The sequence below is a fragment of the Pseudomonas sp. LY-1 genome, from assembly GCF_053502595.1.
Window position 1 is genome coordinate 1,892,125 of record NZ_CP094353.1, and the last position, 12,645, is coordinate 1,904,769.

The following is a 12,645-nucleotide window of genomic DNA, read 5'->3' on the forward strand; positions in this document are numbered from 1 at the left end:
AAAACGCTTCGAGGCGTTTTTCGGGTGCTACGGATCAGGCAGCTCGGCGGGCATGGCCAACCGTGGCTGGATGCTAAAGGGTGAAGCTTTCACTAACCTTTCAGTTGCCTTTCAATGTTTTCGGGCTTCACAGCCCAGGCCGCGCCTGTAAACTGCCTCGCAGAGCGTGGCGCCGACCACCCCCGAATGAGGTAGAAATCCATGCGTGTCCTCCTGGTTGAAGACCATTTGCAACTGGCCGAAAGTGTCGCCCAGGCGCTCAAGAGCACGGGTCTGACCGTCGATGTGCTGCACGACGGAGTGGCCGCGGACCTGGCCTTGGGCAGTGAGGAATACGCCGCGGCGATCCTCGATGTGGGCTTGCCGCGCATGGACGGTTTCGAGGTGTTGGCGCGTTTGCGGGCGCGTGGGAAAAATCTGCCGGTGCTGATGCTGACGGCGCGCAGTGATGTGAAAGACCGTGTGCATGGCCTGAACCTGGGCGCCGACGATTACCTGGCCAAGCCGTTCGAGCTGACGGAACTGGAGGCGCGGGTCAAGGCGCTGTTGCGGCGCAGCGTGCTCGGCGGCGAGCGCCAGCAGGCCTGCGGCGTGCTGGTCTACGACCTCGACACCCGCCGCTTCACGGTCGGCGGCGAGCTGCTGACCCTCACGTCCCGCGAGCAAGCCGTGCTTGAAGCGCTGATCGCGCGCCCGGGCCGGGTGATGAGCAAGGAGCAACTGGCCGCCCAGGTGTTCGGCCTCGACGAAGAGGCCAGCCCGGATGCGATCGAAATCTACATACACCGCCTGCGCAAGAAACTCGACGGCCAGCCCATCGCCATCGTCACCTTCCGTGGCCTCGGCTACCTGCTGGAAGCGCGCGATGCATAAGCCCAGCAGTCTGCGCTGGCGGCTGCTGTGGAACCTCGCGCTGTTGCTGGTGCTGTTGATGGTCGCCAGCGGCATGAGCGCCTACTGGAACGGCCGCGAAGCCGCCGACACCGCCTATGACCGCACCTTGCTGGCCTCTGCACGCACGATTGCCGCCGGCCTGACCGAGGTCGACGGCAGCTTGAGCGCGAATGTGCCGTATGTGGCCCTGGACACCTTTGCCTACGACAGCGCCGGGCGGATTTATTACCAGGTCAATGACATCGACCAGAAGCTGATTTCCGGTTACGAAAACCTGCCCGGCCCGCCGCCTGGCACGCCGCGCACCGATGATTACCCGGCATTGGCACGGTTTTACAACGCCACGTACCAGGGCCAGGCCGTGCGCGTGGTGAGCCTGCTCAAGGCGGTTTCCGAACCGAACATGAACGGCATGGCGGAAATCCGCGTGGCCGAGACCGATGAAGCCCGCGTCAGCATGGCCCGCAGCCTGATGGCCGATACCTTGCTGCGCCTGGGCATGCTCGCCATCGGCGCGCTATTGCTGGTGTGGTTTGCCGTGAGCGCGGCGTTGCGCCCGCTGGAGCGCTTGCGCACGGCGGTGGAAGAGCGCCAGCCCGACGATCTGCGGCCGTTGCCGCTGGTCGAGGTGCAGCTCGAGTTCGGCCCGCTGGTGCGTTCCATCAACCATTTCACCGAACGCCTGCGGGGCCAGTTCGAGCGCCAGGCACAGTTTATCGCCGATGCGGCCCACGAACTGCGCACGCCGCTGGCCGCGCTCAAGGCGCGCCTGGAACTCGGCCTGCGCGCCGAAGACCCGGCCACCTGGCGCAGCACCCTGGAAACCGCTGCGCAAGGCACCGACCGCCTGACCCATTTGGCCAATCAATTGTTGTCCTTGGCGCGTATCGAAAACGGCGCACGCGCGATTGCCGAAGGCGGGGCGCAATTGCTCGACCTCAGCCAGTTGGCCCGCGAACTGGGCATGGCCATGGCGCCGTTGGCCCATGCGCGTGGGGTCGCGCTGGCGCTGGAGGCCGACGAGCCGGTGTGGCTGCGCGGCGAACCGACGCTGCTCAACGAGCTGTTGAGTAACCTGGTGGATAACGCTCTGGCGCATACGCCGCCTGGCGGCAATGTGATCCTGCGCGTGACGGCACCGGCGGTGCTGGAAGTGGAAGATGATGGCCCGGGCATCCCGCTGGACGAGCGCGACCGCGTGTTCGAACGCTTCTATCGCCGCAGTCAGCAGGGCCTGGGCTCCGGTCTGGGCCTGGCGATTGTCGGCGAAATCTGTCGCGCGCATCTGGCCCAGATCAGCCTGCATGATGGTGAACCGACGGGCTTGAAAGTGCGCGTCAGTTTTGTCGCCGGTTGATCAGTAGAACATCGACCGCGCTTCATCCAGTTCCGCACGCACGCTGTCGCTGTAAAGGTCCAGGCGCAGTTTTTTGACTGCTGGCAGGTTGGTGATCGGTACATCCGCCAGCGGATGCGCGGTGCCGCGATGGCAATACAGCACGGCGACTTGCACCAGGTCGATATAGTCGAGGCTGGCGGAGTCGCGTTCCAGGTCCAGGTATTGGCCCGGCAGCTTGACCAGCATCTCCGGGAAGTCCCAGCCACGCAGGAGTTTGTCGCCGAGCATTGGGTGGCTTTTCTCGATCATGTGGTTGAGGCTGACCGGGTCAGAGAGCAACTCGTAATGGTCTTCGGCGTAGGTCAGGATCGGCAGCACACCGATCTGGTGCACCAGGCCTCCGAGCGCTGCCTGGTCCGGCTTGAGCTGGCTGTGGCTGCGGCACAGCGCGTAGCTGACGCCCGCCACTTCCAGGCTGCGGCGCCAGACGTCGCGCATTTTCTGTTCGATCACTTCGGAACGGGCGTGGAAGATCTGCTCCATCACCAGGCCGATCGCCAGGTTGCTGCTGTAGTTGGTGCCCAGCCGGGTGATGGCGGTGTGCAGGTCGGTGACTTCCTGCGTGGCCCGCAACAACGGGCTGTTGACCACTTTGATCAAGCGCGCCGACAGCGCGGTGTCGCGACCGATCACTTTGCTCAAGTGACTGATGCCGATTTCCGGGTCTTCGGCGGCCTGACGAATGCTCAGGGCCACTTCCGGTAATGTCGGCAGAACCAGGTCATCGTTGTCGATGGCCGCAATCAAAGCCTGTTGGACTTTTTCCGCCAGCTCGTTCATTCATGCTCTCTAAGGTGTTGCAAAGGGGTGCGACGATCAGTGCTGGATCTCTCGATCACGATCCAATTGGTAGGGCAGGTCAAGTAGCTGCAAAGCGGGACCTTCGAGGGTGCCTAAATGCACATCACCACTCTCGGCTGCTTCGGCTTGCAGAACCGCCAGAAGTTCCACCATTTGGTCAGCTTTTGCCGCGATCACCACCTCGCCGATCGAGCTGTTGTGGCTGGGAGAAAACAGCGGCGTGCCGGGCTCGGGCAATTCAGCGGCATACAGGCTCAGGCGGTACAGGCGACGCTTGAGTTTGCCCAGGTATTGCATGCGCGCGACGATTTCCTGGCCGGTGTAGCAGCCTTTCTTGAAACTGACGCCGCCCACGGCCTGCAGGTTGAGCATCTGCGGGATAAACAGCTCTCGGGTCTGCGGCATGACCTGGCCGATACCGGCGCGCACCTGGCCCAGCAGCCATTCGTTCAAGTCAGCCGGTTGCAACTGCGCGGCCAATTGGCTGCGCACGGCTTCGGCTTGCTCGGCGGGCGCCCAGAGTTCGACGCGACCAGGGGAAACGCGGATGGCGATCAATTGTTCGCTGCGGGCGACGCTGTCGGTCGCGGCCGGCAGCTCCAGGCCCAGGCTCGCCAGGGCCTGATCCGCGTTCGCCAGGCCAAAACGTGCCCAGGCGGCGCTTTCGTCGGTGAGTTTGGATTTGGAGAACACCGCGTATTTCTTCAGGTCGGCCAGTTGCGGTTCCAGCAGCTCGGTGGCCATGGCCAAGAGCACGCCATCACCTTGCAGCAGGATGCGAAAGCTCGACTGCATGCGCCCTTTTTGCGTGCAGCGCGCGCCGAGGCTGGCCTGGGTGTCGCTCAGGTAGTTGAGGTTGCAGGTGAGTTGGCCCTGCAGGAACTTGGCAGCGTCGGCGCCGCGGACGGCGAGAACGCCTTCGTGGGTCAGTGGGCAGAAGAAAGCAGAGTCGGCCATGGGTCATCGCAGGTCAAAAAGTCTCGGTGCATCATAGAGGGGCGCCCGACAAATGGATAGTTTCTGTAGGGGGCGACCAAAGCCGACTGTTCCGCTGCCTTGGGGCCTGTATACTTGCAATCTATTTGAGGAGCGTTCCATGGTCGAAGATGTAGAACTCAATCGCCTCTACTGGCACAGCCGTCGCGGCATGCTTGAGCTGGACGTGTTGCTGGTGCCATTCGTCAGAGAGGTTTACTCGACCCTTAACGAGGTGGATCGCAACTGTTACGTGCGCCTGCTGGAATGCGAAGACCAGGACATGTTCGGCTGGTTCATGGAACGCTCCGAATCGGAAGACCCGGAGCTGCAGCGCATGGTTCGGATGATCCTGGATCGTGTCCAGCCCAAGTAATCCCGCCTTCGAATGCCGCTGGCAGGCCTCGCGGCTGTTGCTGGCGGCCTATCTCCTGGCCCAGTCGTCCGCACTGGGTGCGCTGCTGCTTGTCGATTTGCCTTATTCAAGCCTTGGCCTGTTGCTGTGCCTGGCTCACGCCGCCTGGGTTATCCCGCGCCATATCCGGCTGACTCACCGTTCGTCGATTCGCGGCCTGCGCCGTGACGAAAGCGGGTGGCAGTTGTGGAGCGAAGCGCGCGGCTGGCACCGCGTGCAACTGCGTCCCGAGAGCCTGGCGTTGCCGTTGATCGTGGTGCTGCGCTATCGGGTGCAGGGCGAATGGGCGGTGCGGTCGATCTGTGTGCCCAAGGATTCGCAGGCCGCCGATGTACACCGGCGCCTGCGGGTTCGCCTGAAGTTCAGTCGGCGTAGGTGGTTGGCACCAGAATAGTATCGCGGGCCTCGGGCAGCATCTGCGGGTAGTCGAGGGTGTAATGCAGGCCCCGGCTTTCCTTGCGCTCCATGGCCGAGCGGATCATCAGCTCCGCCACTTGGGCCAGGTTGCGCAATTCGATCAGGTCGCGGCTGACTTTGTAGTTGCTGTAGAACTCGTCGATCTCATCCAGCAACAGTCGCACGCGGTGTTGTGCGCGTTGCAGGCGTTTGTTGGTCCGCACGATCCCTACGTAGTCCCACATGAAGCGTCGCAGTTCGTCCCAGTTGTGGGCGATGATCACGTCTTCGTCCGAATCGGTCACCTGGCTCGCGTCCCAGCGGGGCAGGGCGGCCGGGACGGGGATCTGCGGCAGTTGTTCAAGGATGTCCGCCGCCGCCGAACGCGCATAGACAAAACATTCGAGCAGCGAGTTGCTGGCCATGCGGTTGGCGCCGTGCAGGCCGGTGAAGCTGGTTTCGCCGATCGCGTACAGGCCGGGGACGTCGGTGCGCCCGTGTTGGTCGACCATCACGCCGCCGCAGGTGTAGTGCGCGGCCGGCACCACCGGGATCGGGCCTTTGGTGATGTCGATATTGAAGGCCAGGCAGCGCTCGTAGACCGTCGGGAAGTGAGTCTTGATGAACGCTTCGGGCTTGTGGCTGATGTCCAGGTAGACGCAGTCGATGCCCAGGCGCTTCATTTCATGGTCGATGGCGCGGGCGACGATATCGCGCGGGGCCAGTTCGGCGCGCGGGTCGAAGCGTTGCATGAAGCGCTCGCCATTCGGCAGTTTCAGGTGCGCGCCTTCGCCGCGCAGGGCTTCGGTGATCAGGAAGCTCTTGGCCAGCGGGTGATACAGGCAGGTGGGGTGGAACTGGTTGAATTCCAGGTTGGCCACCCGGCAGCCCGAGCGCCAGGCCATGGCGATGCCGTCGCCACAGGCACCGTCGGGGTTGCTGGTATAGAGGTAGACCTTGGCCGCGCCGCCCGAGGCGAGAATGGTGAAGCGCGCGCCGTAGGTGTCGACTTCGCCGCTGTTGCGGTTGAGCACATAGGCGCCGAGGCAGCGCTCGCCCGACAGGCCCAGGCGTTTCTCGGTGATCAGGTCGACGGCGACCCGTTGCTCAAGCAGTTCGATGTTCGGGCGTTGGCGGGCTTGTTCGAGCAGGGTCCTGAAGATCGCGGCCCCGGTGGCGTCGGCGGCGTGGATGATGCGGCGGTGGCTGTGCCCGCCTTCGCGGGTCAGGTGGAACTCGAAGCCGCCGTCATCGCTGCCCGCGTGATCGTCACGGGTAAACGGCACGCCCTGGTCGATCAGCCATTGAATGGCTTCGCGGCTATGTTCGACGGTAAAGCGCACCGCATCTTCGTGGCACAGGCCGCCGCCGGCGTTGAGGGTGTCTTCGACGTGGGACTGCACCGTGTCGGTGTCGTCCAGCACGGCGGCAACACCGCCCTGGGCCCAGAATGTCGAGCCATTGGCCAGGTCGCCTTTGCTCAGCACCGCAATGCGCAGGTGGCTGGGGAGGGTCAGCGCAAGGCTCAGGCCGGCTGCGCCGCTGCCGATCACCAGGACATCGTGTTGAAACTGTTGGCTCATTTGAAGGATTCCGCAAAAAGCGATCCACAGGGGCTGGCGCAAACAGGACGCCTGGATCGGCGAATCAAAGGGTCACACGGGCTACTAGTATATAGAGGGGGGGAGCGGCACAATAGCCGCGCATTCGTGGCAATGTGAAATTACGGTGCACGGCCAAGGTAAATGGACCGGTTATTGAAGTGGGAACTTTTTGCATAAGCCCCGACTCAATAGCAGGTTGCCCGAAAGCTGGGAAAACGTTGAGTTTATTGGCCCGTCGGGAGCATTGGACGCGTCAGGAAACCGGCGACAAGATTATTCGCGCAGCCGGCATTGCCCGCGCTGCGTTTTTCGTGTGTGCCAAATCAGTGCATGCCGGAAACTTGCTTGGAGGGGAGAACTTTTGCGGAAAGTCCGAGTCTATGTTTGCAAGCCTGATCGTTCAGTTATGCAAGCCTCCTTCAAGTACAACGAGGAGTGTTCATGCTAACCCAGGAAGAGGATCAGCAGCTGGTCGAGCGCGTTCAACGCGGCGACAAGCGAGCTTTTGATCTGCTAGTGCTGAAATACCAGCACAAAATTCTCGGGTTGATCGTGCGGTTTGTGCACGACACCCATGAAGCGCAGGACGTTGCACAGGAAGCCTTTATCAAGGCATACCGTGCGCTGGGCAATTTCCGCGGTGACAGCGCGTTTTACACGTGGCTCTACCGCATCGCCATCAACACGGCGAAGAACTATCTGGTGTCTCGCGGACGCCGCCCACCGGATAGTGATGTCAGTTCGGAAGATGCAGAATTTTACGATGGTGATCACGGCCTCAAAGATCTCGAGTCGCCGGAGCGTGCATTGCTGCGCGACGAGATCGAAGGCACCGTTCATCGCACTATTCAGCAACTGCCAGAAGATTTACGGACGGCGTTAACTTTACGTGAATTCGATGGTCTGAGTTATGAAGACATTGCGAGCGTCATGCAGTGTCCGGTGGGGACTGTAAGGTCACGGATTTTCCGGGCCCGGGAAGCCATCGATAAAGCCTTGCAACCGTTGTTGCAGGAAAACTAAAGACAGCGGCGACAGCCAAGAGAGGAACCGCCATGAGTCGTGATGCCCTGCAGGAATCGCTGTCCGCAGTGATGGATAACGAAGCGGATGAACTGGAACTTCGTCGGGTGCTCAATGCATTCGGTGATGCCGAAACCCGTGATACCTGGTCTCGTTACCAAGTCGCTCGGGCGGTGATGCACAAGGATCTTCTAATCCCTCGTCTGGATATTGCTGCGGCCGTTTCTGCTGCACTGGCTGATGAAGCCGTTCCGGCAAAAGCTGCGCGGGGGCCATGGCGTAGCCTGGGTCGCCTGGCAGTGGCCGCTTCGGTAACTGTTGCCGTTCTGGCTGGTGTTCGCCTGTACAACCAGGACGAAATCGCCGGTACCGAACTGGCCCAACAGACTCAGCAACCGATCATGGCTGGCCCGCAAGTCAAGGGCCCCGCCGTACTGGCAGGCTACAAGGAAAGCTCCGACACTACCGGCCCGATGGCGAACGGTGTGCTTCAAGGGCAATCCGGCTGGCAGGATCAGCGTCTTCCAGGCTACCTGCGCCAACACGCACAGGAATCGGCCTTGAAAGGTACTGAAAGCGCTCTGCCTTATGCTCGCGCGGCAAGCCTGGAAAACCGTTGAACCGTTGAGGAGCACTATGCGCGCCATACCGCTCCTTACGCTTTTGCTCAGTGGTTGGTTTGCACTCCCCGCCCACGCCGATGATGCCCAAGACTGGTTGACTCGACTTGGGCGTGCTGAGCAACAGCAAAGCTTCCAAGGTACGTTCGTCTACGAGCGTAACGGCAATTTTTCTACCCACGACATCTGGCATCGTGTCCAGGACGGTCAGGTTCGCGAGCGGCTTTTGCAGCTCGACGGCTCGGCTCAGGAAGTCGTGCGGGTAGACGGTCGGACGCAATGCGTCAGCGGCACTCTTGTCGCCGGCCTCAGCAATTCGCGTGATGCCCCTTCACGTGCGCTTGATCCGCAAAAAATCGCGCAATTCTACGAACTGGCCGTCATCGGCAAATCTCGCGTGGCCGGTCGAAATGCGGTGATTGTGTCGATCACCCCGCGTGACCAATACCGCTATGGTTTTGAGTTGCACCTGGACCGCGAAACCGCGTTGCCCCTTAAATCCCTGCTGGTGAACGATCAGGGGCAGTTGCTGGAGCGTTTCCAGTTCACGCAATTGAACACCTCGGTCACGCCGGATGATCGCGACTTGCAACCCACTGGCGATTGCACGCCCATTGCAGTGGCCACGGCTAAAGCGCCAGAGGTGCAACCTGCCCAGGACTGGCACCTGGAATGGTTGCCGCCGGGTTTCCAGTTGACCAGCAGCAGTGCGCGCAAAGACTCCCAGACCAAAGCGACGGTCGACAGTCGGATGTATGAAGATGGGCTGGCACGGTTTTCGGTATTTCTTGAGCCGATCGGCGAATCCGGCGTTACTGAAACCCGTACCCAGTTGGGCCCGACGGTGGCGGTGTCGCGTCGGCTGAATACGGTGGATGGCGAAATGATGGTCACGGTAGTGGGCGAAATTCCCATGGGCACCGCCGAGCGCATCGCGCTGTCGGTGCGCGGTGAAAAAAAACCAGCCGCCAAGCCGTGAATCGTTAATCTTATGTTCATCCTGGCCTTTCACCCTACGTCCATGCGAGGTTGGTTGCCGAGCGTAATGAAATGTCTGGATCAGCATTTTCACTTGCAAAAATCTCTCATATTTTTTATAGGTCAGGGCTTGTCGGCGCTGACCATGTTTTGTTCGCGGAACGGAGATGTCGGTCACAGTTTCCGGCGTTTCCAGAACCCTGTCGCCCAACCCTGCTCGTCGTAACGGGAGCTGTATGTCGATACCACGCTTGAAGTCCTATTTATCCATAGTCGCCACATTGTTGGTGTTGGGTCAGGCCGTGCCCGCGCAAGCGGTCGAGCTGCCTGATTTCACCCAATTGGTCGAGCAGGCCTCGCCTGCCGTGGTGAACATCAGTACCACGCAAAAACTGCCCGAGCGCAAAGTCTCCGACCAGCAGATGCCGGACCTGGAAGGCCTGCCGCCGATGCTGCGCGAGTTCTTCGAGCGTGGCATGCCGCAACAACGCGCGCCCCGTGGCGGTGGCGGTGGCCAGCGTGAAGCGCAGTCCCTGGGCTCGGGCTTCATCATCTCGCCCGATGGCTACATCCTGACCAACAACCATGTAATTGCCGACGCTGACGAGATCCTCGTCCGTCTGGCTGACCGCAGCGAGTTGAAAGCCAAGCTGGTCGGCACCGACCCACGTTCCGACGTGGCGTTGCTGAAGATCGACGGCAAGGACCTGCCTGTGCTGAAACTGGGCAAGTCCCAGGACCTGAAAGCCGGGCAATGGGTCGTGGCGATCGGTTCGCCGTTTGGCTTTGACCACACCGTGACCCAAGGCATCGTCAGCGCCATCGGCCGCAGCCTGCCCAACGAAAACTACGTGCCGTTCATCCAGACCGACGTACCGATCAACCCGGGTAACTCCGGTGGCCCGCTGTTCAACCTGAACGGCGAGGTGGTCGGCATCAACTCGCAGATCTACACGCGCTCCGGTGGCTTCATGGGCGTGTCGTTCGCCATCCCGATCGACGTGGCCATGGACGTTTCCAACCAACTCAAAAGCGGCGGCAAAGTCAGCCGTGGCTGGTTGGGCGTGGTGATCCAGGAAGTGAACAAGGACCTGGCCGAGTCCTTCGGCCTCGACAAGCCGGCCGGTGCGCTGGTCGCTCAGATCCAGGACGACGGCCCGGCAGCCAAGGGCGGCCTGCAAGTCGGCGACGTGATTCTGAGCATGAACGGCCAGCCGATCGTCATGTCGGCAGACCTGCCGCATTTGGTGGGCGCGCTCAAGGCGGGCAGCAAAGCCAAGCTGGAAGTGATCCGTGAAGGCAAACGCCAGAACGTTGAACTGACCGTCGGCGCCATTCCGGAAGAAGGCGCGACCCTCGATGCCCTCGGTAGCACCAAGCCGGGCGCCGAGCGCAGCAGCAACCGCCTGGGTATTGCCGTGGCCGAGCTGACGGACGAGCAGAAGAAGGCCTTCGACCTGAAAAGCGGCGTGGTGATCAAGGAAGTGCAGGACGGTCCTGCCGCGTTGATCGGCCTGCAGCCAGGCGATGTGATCACTCACCTGAACAATCAGGCCATCGACAGCACCAAGCAGTTCACCGACATCGCCAAGGCGCTGCCGAAGAACCGTTCGGTCTCGATGCGCGTCCTGCGTCAGGGCCGTGCCAGCTTCATTACCTTCAAGCTGGCTGAGTAACACCGGCGCATCAAAAAGCCCCGCCTTCGTTTAACGAGGGCGGGGCTTTTTTGTGGGCGGTGGGTTTAGCCCATCATTCCTTTCACCAAGCGTTCCTGTTCGATCAGCTCACGCTGGCGTGCGTCGATACGTGACGACAGTGGGAAGTTGCTGCCGGCACGGCGCTTGGCGAAGTCCAGTTGTTGAATGGCTTGCTGGAAGTCGCCGACCAGGGCGAAGTACTCGGCGCGCGCCTGGTGCAGGCCGATGATATTGCCGGACAAGCCGCGCGTTTCGGCGACCTGGTACCACACGTCCGGATCGTCCGGGCGCGACTTGAGCAAACCGTCCAGGGCCTTTTCCGCATCGGCGGTGCGGTTCTGTTTGAGTAAAAGGTCCACTCGCACCTGGTTCAGCGGATAGTTGCCGGGGTACTGGGTGAGCATCCGGTCAGTGCGTTGCTGGGCATCCGGCAAGCGGTTGCTGGTGATGTCCAGCTCGATCTGCGCCAGGTTGTAGGTAATGTCGTTGGGCGACTTGGCCAACAGCGGGGCCAGGTTTTCCCGGGCTTCCTTGAGCTTGGTTCCCTTGATTTGGGCGATGGCCAGACCATAGCGCGCCACGTCGCTTTTCGGGTTTTCGTCCAGTTGGGCCTGGAAGCGCTTGGCGGCGAGGCCTGGCGTGTCTTCGTATTTCAGCTGCACCCGTGCGCGAATCAATTGATAACGCAGGCTGTCTTCGGTGCCGCCGAGCTTGGCCTGTTCGGCACGGTTGCGGGTGTCGGCGATGCGCGATTCGGTCACCGGGTGAGTCAGCAGGAATTCCGGCGGCTTGGCGTCGAAGCGGTATTGACGCATCAGGCGCTCGAACATGGTCGGCATGGAGCGTGGGTCGTAACCGGCTTTCTCCAGGTTGAGGATGCCGATGCGGTCGGCCTCTTGTTCATTCTGGCGCGAGAAGCGCCGTTGTTCCTGGATCGCCGCGGCCTGGGTGCCGGCAATTGCAGCAATGCCGGCGTCGCCCGCACCGGCTGCGGCGGCAATGATGCCGCCGAGCATCGCGGCCATCATCGGGATCTGCATGCGCTGTTGCGCTTCGACGCCGCGGGCGAAGTGGCGCTGGGACAAGTGAGCCAATTCGTGGGCCAGCACCGAGGCGTATTCACCTTCGGTCTGGGCGTTGAGGAACAGCCCGCCGTTGACCCCGACGATACCGCCAGGCGCGGCAAAGGCGTTGAGCTGCGGGCTGTCGATCAGGATGAATTCCAGGCGGCGGTCATTGACCTGGCTGGTCTCCACCAGTTTGTACACGCTGGATTCGACGTAATCCTTGAGCTGCGGATCGTTGAGCTGCGCGACCTGGCCACGCAAATAGGCAAGCCAGGCGCGACCCAGTTGGTATTCCTGTTGTGGCGAGACAATGGCTGAGCTGGCGTCGCCAAGTGACGGCAGGTCGTCGGCAAAGGCCGGGGAGGCCAGCAGGCAGGCCAGCGTCAGCAGGGTGGGGCGCAAAAAAGTCATGCACAGAGCCTTTCGACAAAGAGCTTACTGTAGCCGGACACTGAGCGTCGGACCAGATATTCTAAGCAGCCTGAACGCTTGCCCGGAGTAAAACCATGACCGACGCTGTAGCCTTTGATGCCGAACTCGATGCCAGCGGCCTCAATTGCCCGTTGCCTTTGCTCAAGGCCAAACTCGAACTCAATCGATTGGCCAGCGGCGCGGTGCTCAAAGTCATCGCCACGGATGCCGGTTCCCAGCGTGATTTCCGCACCTTTGCCAGGCTGGCCGGTCATACCCTGGTGCATGAAGAAGACGCCGCCGGTGTCTACCGTTATTGGTTGCGCAAGGCCTGAAGCGTCCGCTTCCCACCACCCGAGGTTGAT

The 12,645-nt window shown here is 61.6% G+C and carries 13 protein-coding genes; 9 read left to right on the forward strand and 4 right to left on the reverse strand.

The genetic code is table 11. The features are described from left to right. Positions 1–201: 201 nt before the first annotated feature. Positions 202–873 (forward strand): response regulator, encoded by a 672-nt coding sequence (locus tag MOQ67_RS08600; RefSeq protein WP_017844905.1) that lies wholly within the window; start codon positions 202–204, stop codon positions 871–873. Further along, positions 866–2,251 carry a sensor histidine kinase gene (locus MOQ67_RS08605; protein WP_017844906.1) on the forward strand — a complete coding sequence of 462 codons (1,386 nt, stop codon included), beginning with the start codon at positions 866–868 and terminating at the stop codon, positions 2,249–2,251. The genes MOQ67_RS08600 and MOQ67_RS08605 overlap by 8 nt, the downstream gene beginning before the upstream one ends. Here the strand turns inward: MOQ67_RS08605 and MOQ67_RS08610 are convergent, their stop codons facing one another. Then, positions 2,252–3,073 (reverse strand): HDOD domain-containing protein, encoded by an 822-nt coding sequence (locus MOQ67_RS08610; protein ID WP_017844907.1) that lies wholly within the window; start codon positions 3,071–3,073, stop codon positions 2,252–2,254. 36 nt (positions 3,074–3,109) lie between these two features. Further along, positions 3,110–4,051: a CAF17-like 4Fe-4S cluster assembly/insertion protein YgfZ gene (ygfZ, locus tag MOQ67_RS08615; protein ID WP_169884297.1), complete on the reverse strand. Its 942-nt coding sequence runs from the start codon at positions 4,049–4,051 to the stop codon at positions 3,110–3,112. Between the two features lie 139 nt (positions 4,052–4,190). On the opposite strand from ygfZ, the gene MOQ67_RS08620 reads away from it, so the two are divergent. Then, positions 4,191–4,445, forward strand: a complete 255-nt coding sequence (locus tag MOQ67_RS08620) for an FAD assembly factor SdhE (protein WP_046384372.1) — start codon at positions 4,191–4,193, stop codon at positions 4,443–4,445. After that, the gene (locus tag MOQ67_RS08625; protein WP_046490340.1) at positions 4,429–4,878 is read left to right on the forward strand and encodes a protein YgfX; all 450 of its coding nucleotides are present in this window, start codon (positions 4,429–4,431) and stop codon (positions 4,876–4,878) included. The genes MOQ67_RS08620 and MOQ67_RS08625 overlap by 17 nt, the downstream gene beginning before the upstream one ends. On the opposite strand, the gene nadB is transcribed toward MOQ67_RS08625, so the two are convergent. After that, entirely contained in the window at positions 4,847–6,463 is a 1,617-nt protein-coding gene (nadB, locus tag MOQ67_RS08630) for an L-aspartate oxidase (protein WP_017844910.1), read from the reverse strand. The two genes, MOQ67_RS08625 and nadB, sit on opposite strands and share 32 nt — an antisense overlap. Positions 6,464–6,925: 462 nt before the next feature. Here nadB and rpoE point away from each other — a divergent pair, with 462 nt between their 5' ends. The 4 genes from rpoE to MOQ67_RS08650 all read left to right on the forward strand — a co-directional run bounded on the left by rpoE (position 6,926) and on the right by MOQ67_RS08650 (position 10,781). Continuing rightward, positions 6,926–7,507, forward strand: coding sequence for an RNA polymerase sigma factor RpoE (gene rpoE, locus MOQ67_RS08635; protein ID WP_003172477.1), 582 nt, complete (start codon positions 6,926–6,928; stop codon positions 7,505–7,507). 32 nt (positions 7,508–7,539) lie between these two features. After that, on the forward strand, positions 7,540–8,127 hold the full coding sequence (locus tag MOQ67_RS08640) for a sigma-E factor negative regulatory protein (RefSeq protein ID WP_017844911.1): 588 nt from the start codon (positions 7,540–7,542) through the stop codon (positions 8,125–8,127). A gap of 16 nt (positions 8,128–8,143) precedes the next feature. Further along, positions 8,144–9,106: a MucB/RseB C-terminal domain-containing protein gene (locus tag MOQ67_RS08645; RefSeq protein ID WP_046490353.1), complete on the forward strand. Its 963-nt coding sequence runs from the start codon at positions 8,144–8,146 to the stop codon at positions 9,104–9,106. 235 nt (positions 9,107–9,341) lie between these two features. Further along, complete coding sequence (locus tag MOQ67_RS08650) at positions 9,342–10,781, forward strand: DegQ family serine endoprotease (RefSeq protein ID WP_026139783.1); 1,440 nt, start codon at positions 9,342–9,344, stop codon at positions 10,779–10,781. A 65-nt stretch (positions 10,782–10,846) separates the two neighbouring features. Here the strand turns inward: MOQ67_RS08650 and MOQ67_RS08655 are convergent, their stop codons facing one another. Further along, a complete protein-coding gene (locus tag MOQ67_RS08655; protein WP_017844914.1) occupies positions 10,847–12,280 on the reverse strand; it encodes a M48 family metalloprotease in 1,434 nt (477 codons plus the stop codon). Between the two features lie 95 nt (positions 12,281–12,375). Here MOQ67_RS08655 and MOQ67_RS08660 point away from each other — a divergent pair, with 95 nt between their 5' ends. Beyond that, positions 12,376–12,615: a sulfurtransferase TusA family protein gene (locus MOQ67_RS08660; RefSeq protein WP_017844915.1), complete on the forward strand. Its 240-nt coding sequence runs from the start codon at positions 12,376–12,378 to the stop codon at positions 12,613–12,615. The last annotated feature ends 30 nt before the right edge of the window (positions 12,616–12,645 follow it).

Excerpts from the sequence above, each read along its gene's own strand:
- MOQ67_RS08600 (WP_017844905.1), top strand. The coding sequence starts at position 202 with ATGCGTGTCCTCCTGGTTGAAGACCATTTGCAACTGGCCGAAAGTGTC.
- MOQ67_RS08605 (WP_017844906.1), top strand. The coding sequence starts at position 866 with ATGCATAAGCCCAGCAGTCTGCGCTGGCGGCTGCTGTGGAACCTCGCG.
- MOQ67_RS08610 (WP_017844907.1), bottom strand. The coding sequence starts at position 3,073 with ATGAACGAGCTGGCGGAAAAAGTCCAACAGGCTTTGATTGCGGCCATC.
- ygfZ (WP_169884297.1), bottom strand. The coding sequence starts at position 4,051 with ATGGCCGACTCTGCTTTCTTCTGCCCACTGACCCACGAAGGCGTTCTC.
- MOQ67_RS08620 (WP_046384372.1), top strand. The coding sequence starts at position 4,191 with ATGGTCGAAGATGTAGAACTCAATCGCCTCTACTGGCACAGCCGTCGC.
- nadB (WP_017844910.1), bottom strand. The coding sequence starts at position 6,463 with ATGAGCCAACAGTTTCAACACGATGTCCTGGTGATCGGCAGCGGCGCA.
- rpoE (WP_003172477.1), top strand. The coding sequence starts at position 6,926 with ATGCTAACCCAGGAAGAGGATCAGCAGCTGGTCGAGCGCGTTCAACGC.
- MOQ67_RS08640 (WP_017844911.1), top strand. The coding sequence starts at position 7,540 with ATGAGTCGTGATGCCCTGCAGGAATCGCTGTCCGCAGTGATGGATAAC.
- MOQ67_RS08645 (WP_046490353.1), top strand. The coding sequence starts at position 8,144 with ATGCGCGCCATACCGCTCCTTACGCTTTTGCTCAGTGGTTGGTTTGCA.
- MOQ67_RS08650 (WP_026139783.1), top strand. The coding sequence starts at position 9,342 with ATGTCGATACCACGCTTGAAGTCCTATTTATCCATAGTCGCCACATTG.
- MOQ67_RS08655 (WP_017844914.1), bottom strand. The coding sequence starts at position 12,280 with ATGACTTTTTTGCGCCCCACCCTGCTGACGCTGGCCTGCCTGCTGGCC.
- MOQ67_RS08660 (WP_017844915.1), top strand. The coding sequence starts at position 12,376 with ATGACCGACGCTGTAGCCTTTGATGCCGAACTCGATGCCAGCGGCCTC.